2 protein-coding genes are annotated in these 4,316 nt (G+C 69.8%); one reads left to right on the top strand and one right to left on the bottom strand.

Translation table 11 applies throughout. The annotated features are described in order from the left end of the window. The coding region (locus AC08OP_RS14725; RefSeq protein ID WP_476614717.1) for an ABC transporter substrate-binding protein at positions 1-1,366 on the bottom strand (1,366 nt) is incomplete at its 3' end. A gap of 573 nt (positions 1,367-1,939) precedes the next feature. Between AC08OP_RS14725 and AC08OP_RS14720 the strand changes: the two genes are divergently transcribed. Continuing rightward, positions 1,940-4,316 (top strand): nitrate- and nitrite sensing domain-containing protein (locus AC08OP_RS14720; RefSeq protein WP_476614716.1); only part of this gene is annotated, 2,377 nt, incomplete at its 3' end.

Genomic DNA, 4,316 nt, shown 5'->3' with positions numbered 1-4,316 from the left:
TGGTCCTGGTCCCTGGCGTCGACGTCGCCCCCGAGGTCGCCCTCGACGTCGCCCCCGATGACGGATGTCCGACAGTCGTCACGGCCGTCCCCGGCGCGGGCCACCTGACCGTCGTCGTGGCCAGGTCGCGGGGGTAGACGGTTCTGAACGTCGTACCGGTGGCCTGTTCGATCGCTGTTGCGGAAAGTGTGTTCTGGTGGGTTCCGTCGAAATGGACGCCGTTCCACGGCATGATGGTCGAACTCGCGGGTAGATTCAGGGCGGTCAACGCGGAGCGGACCAGTTCACGATCCGCACTGCCCGCGTCATCGATTGCCTGCGCGATCGTGGTCACGGCGGTGAAGGCCTCGGCCGCATCCTCGGTCATCGGCGCCCCGAAATCGTGCAGATAGCGGTCGATTACTCTCGCGGCCAGCGGATTGGCCCGGGCGATGGGCATCGACCAGGCGACCTGACGGCTGACCCGATCGGCGAACTCGGGAACCGCGGCGAGTCGGGCGGCCTCCGCCGGGTCGCCGTACACGACAACCGCGGGTGGTATGTACCCACCATCCCGGAAAGTGTTTCCCAGAATTTCTCCCTGGCTGGGAGAAATATTCGTCAGTACAACGTCGGGTGCAGCGGTTCGCAAGGCGCCGACGGCGGCGGCCAGATCGCCTGTACCCGGCTGGCCTGTACCCGGCTGGTAGGCCACGCTCGCCACGACCGGGTAACCGGTCTCCTCGGCGCGCTCTGCCACAGTCGCCTGCATATCGAGGCCGGTGGCGTCGTTGGTGTAAAGCAGGGCGACGCGTCGGCGCTCCTGGCCCGGCTGCTCGGCGTCACGCAGCAGGGACAGGAAGGTGCCGCCGTAGTCGGCCGCGTCGGGTCCGATCCGGAAGAACCAGCTCAGCCCACGTTCGGTCAGCGCCGTCAGCGGCGGGCCTCCGCTGACGAACGGGATCTGCAGGCGTTCGGCCCGCTGGCTGGCTTCCAGGGTGGCGTCCGGGGTGAACGCGCCGACGATGCCTACGACACCGTGGTTGGTCACTAAGCGTGATGTGACGTCCGCGGCCTGGTGCGGATCGCTGCTTGTGTCCAATGTCACAACAGAAAGGTGGGCCCGGCCGGATGGCCCCCAGACGCCTCTGGTCTCGTCGCTCGCCCAGCTTTCGCCGGCGTTGATGAGACGGCTGGCGAGCTCTGCTCCGCGTTGTGCGTCACGCCCCGTTTCGGGATTGCCATGGGTCAGGGGGGCGAGCAGTCCGATCTTGACCTCGCCGGAAACTCGGGCCGGCTCGGCTTTGCCACCGCCATCGCAGGCGGCCAGCGCGACTACGGAGAGAAACGCAAGGCCCGCGACCGTGCTTCGAAACCCGTGGATCATCGCGCTCCCCGCATGCCCGGCTCGGTGAGGAGTGAAAGCTGGCAGTGGCCAGCGGCGACACTAGTTGCTTGTCGGGCAACAACCGCAGCCGGGCTGCCCGGCAGCGCGGGTGATTGACGGGGCCGATCGTCAGGCGACCCCACCGGCGGCGGCATCGGGCGCCCACATAGTCTTTGCAGGCCAAGGCATAGTCTTTGCAGGCCAAGGCATAGTCTTTGCAGGCCAAGGCATAGTCTTTGCCGGCCGGGGCCGGGACTGGCCTGGCGGGACAGTTCCAGAGGGCGATCCGAGAGGGCGAGAGGTACCGATCTCGTGGTCCAGCCGGGAAGAAGGCGGGTCGCGACGGATGACCCGCCGGGGTCCTCTGTCGAGGGCCGGCATCGTGGCGCGGGCACACCCGGGGACCGGGAGCAGCCATCCCCGGTGCGGCGTCGGCGGCACTCGGCGGGGGCCTCGACCGCCACGGCTCCGACCGCCTCGACCGCCACGGCTCCGACCGCCGCCGCGGCCATGACCGGGGCGGGGGAGTTCCGATCGCGTCCGTGGCGGCGGCCGCGCCTGCACGACCTCCCCGTGCGCGGGAAGCTCTTCGCGGCGTTGGCGGTGCCCATGGCGGCCTTCCTGGCGGTGGCGATTCTCGCCGGCGTGACCTGGCTGTCCGACGCCGCCAGCTACGGTCACGGGGTGACCGAGGCGAAGCTCGGCCGGGACGTGACCGCGGCGGTGCACGAGATGCAGCTCGAGCGGGATCTCGCCGCGGGCTTCATCATGAGTGGGCGTGGCGCCAACCCGACCAGCAGGGCGCTGGCCGACCGGCTGAACACCGAGCAGCGTGTTGTGGACAAGGCGCTGACCCGTTTCCAGGCCTCGCTAAGGTCCTCCTCCGGCCGTCTCGGCCGAGGGGCCTCCCCGCTGTCCGCGCAGGTGCGGCAGAGCATCGCCGCACTGCCCGCGCTGCGCCAGGCCGTCCGGGGCGGGAAGCTGCCCATCGGCGCGATCCTGAGCGAGTACTCGACCACGATCAGCCGCCTGCTCGCCTTCGACCGCCGGATCGGGCAGGACAGGAACGACGACGAGCTCCGCTACTCCACCATGGTCCTCAATGACCTGTCGACCATCAAGGAGATCAACTCCCAGATCCGCGGTCAGCTCTACGCCACGGCCCTCACCGGCCGGTTCGAGTTCGGCGCCGCCGAACGGATGTCCGGTCTTCTCGCCGAGGAACAGACGGCCGAGGACGCGTTCCGCGCCGCAGCCCGCCCCAGCGACCGGATCCGCTACGATCAGATCGTCAACGGTCAGGCGTTGCTGACGGTCAAGCGCACCCCCGACCGTGCCGTCCAGCGTCAGCGACTGCCCGACCTCGGCATCGATCCCGACCAGTGGTTCGCGGCCAGCACTACCCACATCGAGCTGCTGCGCACCGTCGAGACCGGACTGCTCGACAACGTCATCGGGTCCGCGAGCGAGCTGCGCTCCACCGCCTGGGAGCGGACCGCCATCCTCGGCGCGCTGATCATCACTATCATGGTCGGTGCGATCGTGTGGACGCTGGCGATCGCGCGCACGATGACCGGCCCCCTGCGCAGACTGCGGACGGGCGCCCTCGACGTCGCCCACGAGCGCCTTCCCCACCTGATCGAGCAGCTGCAAACCGCGTACCCGGACCAGGTCGACACGACGATCCGGTCCATCGCCATCGCCATCGACTCCCGTGACGAGATCGGCGAGGTCGCGCGCACCTTCGACGAGCTGCAGCACGAGGCGGTGCGGCTGGCTACCGAACAGGCCGGCCTGCGGCGCAACGTCAACACCCTGTTCCTGAGCCTGTCCCGGCGCAGCCAGAGCCTCATTGAACGGCAGATCGCGCTCATCGACCGGCTGGAGGCCACCGAGGAGAACCCCCTCCAGCTGGAGAACCTGTTCAAGCTCGACCACCTGGCGACCCGGATGCGCCGCAACAGCGAGAACCTGCTCGTGCTCGCGGGGGCTGGACCGGGCCGGCGCCGGGTGGGTCCGGTACCGCTGGGTGACGTGCTGCAGGCCGCGATCGGCGAGATCGAGCAGTACGAACGGATCCAGATCATCGAGGTGCCGGAGGTGCAGGTTGCCGCCGACTCCGTCAACCACGTCGTCCACCTCGTCGCCGAGCTACTGGAGAACGCCGCCCAGTTCTCCCCGCCATACCTCGCGGTCGACCTCGCCGCGTCCCGCCTCGACGACGGCAGACTGCTCATCATCATCGACGACGCCGGCCTCGGGATGTCGGAGAAGGAGCTGACCGCAGCCAACCAGCGGCTGGCCGAGCCTCCGGTGTTCGACTTCTCGATCGCCCAACGCCTCGGCCTGTTCGTCGTGGCCCGCCTGGCCGCGCGGCACGACATCGCGGTGCGGCTGGCACGCTCGGATACCGGCGGGGTTCGCGCGCTCGTCCATCTGCCTGCCGTGCTGCTCGTCGCGGGCACTCCGCCTCGTGGCACCGCGCCTCGTGGCAACGGCCTGGCGGCTCCCGGCCTGGCGGCTCCCGGTGCGACGGACCTGAACGGTCACGGTCCTACCGGTCCTACCGGTTCTGTGGGGCCTACCGGTTCTGTGGGGCCTGCGGGGTCGCTCGGCGGTCCCGATACGCCGCCGGCCGGTCTCGGCTCTTACACCTCCTACACGCCGACTGAGGAGTGGTTCCGGCCGCGCGGTGTCGATCTTGGCGTCGTCGACGAGCTCGCCGACGACGCCGACTCGCCCACCGTGGCCGAGGCCGGTGGCGAGTCGCGTCTGGGCGCCGTCACGGGATCGGAGGGCGGGGCCGTCCTGCCTCCGATCGAGGAGGCGGTGGCCGCGCTCCGTCGTCGGCGCGAGCGTGGGGCGGACAGAAGGATGCGCGCCGCCGCGGCGCGGCCGCCTGAGCCCCCCGAGCCCTCCGAGGAGAAGTTCAACTGGTTCACGCGAGATC

The sequence above is a fragment of the Frankia sp. CeRuru1 genome (genome assembly GCF_977966315.1).
Note: the sequence above shows the minus strand (reverse complement) of the source record. Positions and strands in the feature narration are given on the sequence as shown.